Origin of the sequence: Mesorhizobium sp. M1396, from assembly GCF_040317725.1 — a bacterium.
Lineage (GTDB): Bacteria > Pseudomonadota > Alphaproteobacteria > Rhizobiales > Rhizobiaceae > Mesorhizobium.
On sequence record NZ_JAMYLA010000128.1, the window covers coordinates 1 to 3315 of the forward strand.

Below are 3315 nucleotides of genomic sequence, written 5' to 3' on the forward strand. Positions count from 1 at the left end.
AGGGGCAGCTTGTCGGTCAGTTCCTAATCGACCGGGCGGGCATCGTACGCTGGAACTTCACTGAAGTTCTGGAGGATGGCCTCAATACCTTCAAGGCGCCGAATCCGGAGGAATTGATGTCAGCGGCTTCCCAAGTTGCACATTGATGGGCTGCGGAAATAGGCGGCTGACAACTCGCTCGACGACCCCGCCCTTCCCGCTCACTACCGGGAAAGGCCGTCCTGGGTCAAAAAGCTGAAGATCGTGGATGACCGCTTCGCGCCCAAAGGACGCCGTAGAGACTGTACTGCGCCTTTCTCAATAGCAGACATTCGACTACCGGATTCGGAAGTCGCCGATGCGCCACTTGCCGACCTCAGCAGCTATAAGCGTGAACGTTTGGTATGGTGCCCGATGCGCGGGGCATCTCGCTGTTACATAGGGGTGACAAAAGCACCGCAACGGTGGCGTCGACCGGTTACACACGTCAGGAAATATCTCCGGCCTTCTGGGAGAGGCGAGTCAGCGTCCCCAGAGGCTGTGTGGGCGTGTCGTCGGTTGGCTGTTAGCGCGGCGACTGGAACGCTCCAAGCCTCGCAAGCGGGATAGCGAAATCTCGTGAAGGCAAGGTCAAGCTGCGTTCTCCGTTCTGTAACGGCGACGGGCGGCGACTGGGAGAGATGGTTACCATGCAATTGGGACGTCTGGAAGTTGGCAGGACATGGACGCGGGGCGGCGGTGCAATGACCACGCAGCGCCACCTCGCAGCCATCTTGGCTTGCGACGTGGTCGGCTATTCGCGCCTGACGGAGCGCGACGAGCGCGGCACGCTCGAGCGGCTGAAGATCTACCGGAAGGACCTCCTCGAACCGCTGGTCTCCGAACACCAGGGTCGGATCGTCAAGCTCACCGGCGACGGCATGCTGTGCGAGTTCGCGAGCGTCGTTAACGCGGTGACCTCGGCGACGGCGATCCAGCAGGCCTTGGCAGAACACGAGGCGGAGACGCCCGAGGAAAAGCGGATTCGCTTGCGCATCGGAGTCAATCTCGGCGACGTGGTCTGCGAGGAGGACGGCGACCTGTACGGCGACGGAGTCAACATAGCCGCCCGTCTCGAAAGCATCGCCGATCCCGGCACCGTGATCGTCTCGGGCACCGCCTACGACCACCTTCAAGGCAAGCTCGACTGTGGCTTCACGCCGCTCGGCGACTTGCGCCTCAAGAACATTGAGCGGCCTGTGCGGGCCTACCGCGTCGGGACCGACGCCAGCACCTCGGTGGCTGCACCGTCTCCTCTGCCCGAGAAACCCTCGATCGCGGTTCTGCCTTTCACCAACATGAGCGGCGACCCCGACCAGGAATACTTTGCCGACGGGCTGGTGGAGGACATCATCACGGGACTAAGCCGGGTGAACTCCTTCTTCGTGATCGCGCGCAACTCATCCTTCACCTACAAGGGCCGGGCGGTGGACCTGCGCCAGGTCGGGCGCGAGCTGGGCGTCCGCTACGTGCTCGAAGGCAGCATCCGCAGATCCGGATCGCGGGTGCGCATCAGTGGGCAGTTGGTGGACGCGATCAGCGGACACCATGTCTGGACCGACCGCTTCGAGGGCGACGTGAGCGATATCTTCGACCTGCAGGACAAGGTGACCGAGAGCGTCGTCGGCGCTGTCGAGCCGAGCATCCGGCTGGCGGAGATCAAGCAGGCGCGCATGAAGCCGACCGACTACATCAGCGCCTACGACCTCTACCTTCGCGCGCTGCCGCGCTTCTACAGCATGACGCGCGAAGGCTTTGCCGACGTGCGCCTGCTCACCAACGAGGCGCTCAGCATCGACCCTGGCTTCAACTTGGCGAAGGCACTCGGCGCCTATGTCCGCAGCCTATCCGTGAGCCAGTGCTGGCACGAGCCTGACGATATCCGCGGCGCCGCGCGCATGGCGCGCGAGGTCCTGGCGGAAGCGCGCGATGACCCCACGAGCCTACGCTTTGCCGCGCAGGTGATCGCTTACAGCGCGAAGGACTACGAGATGGCGCTGGGCACGATCGAACGATCCCTGCTGCTCAACCCCAATTCGGCGCAGGGCCATACGGGCAGCGGCTGGGTGAACGCACATTCCAGCCGCCCGCTCGTCGCGATCGAGCACTTTCACAGGGCAATGCGGCTGAGCCCGGTCGACCCCGAGAAGGGCATCGCGCTCTCCGGCATTGGGATGAGCTACCTGATGCTCGAGCGCTACGAGGAAGCGCTGGCATGGGGAGAACGCGCGCTGCACGAGATGCCGAACTACGGTTCCTCGCACCGGGTGGTGATCATGGCGCTGGTCAAACTCAACCGGCTGAACGAGGCGCAAGCGGCGGCGCGACGGCTGATGGAGGCGTTCCCGACGTACACGCTCACCCTGCAGAGACAGATCAACCCGTGGCTGGACAAGGCGTTTGCCGAGCGTTACGTCGAGGCGTTGGGGGTCTCTGGCGTGCCAGAGTGATTGTCGCGGTTGCAAAGCTCCTGCGCGTCACGTCCGGCCAGGCAACGTCCTTGATCCGCGTCGCCTCAGCGAACATTCTGGTGGGCATGGTTGACGCGACCCCCAAAGAACCGGAAGAGCGGCCTTGGATCGGTTGATCTGGGCGCATATGATCCTGACGCCTTGGAGGAGACTCGGATGGAAATCGGCCGCGTCGAGCGTAAGCTCTCGGCGATCCTTGCGGCTGACGTCGCCGGGTACAGTCGGCTGATGGGCGTTGACGAAGAAGGTACTCTCGACCGCTTGAACAGCCATCGCCGTGAGCACCTCGATCCCTGTATTGCCAGGCATCGCGGCAGGATCGTCAAGACGACGGGTGACGGGCTGTTGGCGGATTTCGCCAGTGTCGTCGATGCGGTGCGCTGCGCCGTCGAGGTGCAGGCCGGCATGGCAGAACGCAATGCCGCCGTAGCAACTGACGAACGGCTTGAATTCCGGATCGGCATCAATGTCGGCGATATCATCGAACAGGACGGCGACGTCTTCGGCGAGGGGGTCAACATCGCCGCGCGTCTGGAGGGGATCGCAGAGCCGGGCGGGATCTGCGTTTCCGGACGCGTGCAGGAAGATGCTGCGGGAAAGATCGGCCTGCGCTTCGAGGATATGGGCGAGCAGGCGTTGAAGAACATCGCCCGGCCGATCCGCGCCTATCGTTGGTGCCCGGATCAAGCGAAGCCGCTCGGTCCATCGCGTTCAATCGAGCGCCTGCCCGACAGGCCGGCGCTCGCGGTGCTGCCGTTCCAAAACATGAGCGGCGACCCGGAGCAGGATTACTTTGCCGACGGCATCGTCGAGGACATCATCACCG

At 63.5% G+C, this 3315-nt stretch carries 2 protein-coding genes and 1 pseudogene; all 3 read left to right on the forward strand.

All coding sequences use genetic code 11. The features are described from left to right. Positions 1-146 (forward strand): annotated as a pseudogene (locus NKH02_RS34180) (AhpC/TSA family protein); the annotation flags it as partial. 576 nt (positions 147-722) lie between these two features. Beyond that, positions 723-2468, forward strand: a complete 1746-nt coding sequence (locus tag NKH02_RS34185; protein WP_352884230.1) for an adenylate/guanylate cyclase domain-containing protein — start codon at positions 723-725, stop codon at positions 2466-2468. Positions 2469-2645: 177 nt separating this feature from the next. Then, positions 2646-3315, forward strand: a 670-nt coding sequence (locus NKH02_RS34190; RefSeq protein WP_352884231.1) for an adenylate/guanylate cyclase domain-containing protein, incomplete at its 3' end; no start/stop codon positions are given.

What these genes read in the sequence shown, in the direction of transcription:
- NKH02_RS34185 (WP_352884230.1), top strand. Translation starts at nt 723, where the DNA reads ATGACCACGCAGCGCCACCTCGCAGCCATCTTGGCTTGCGACGTGGTC.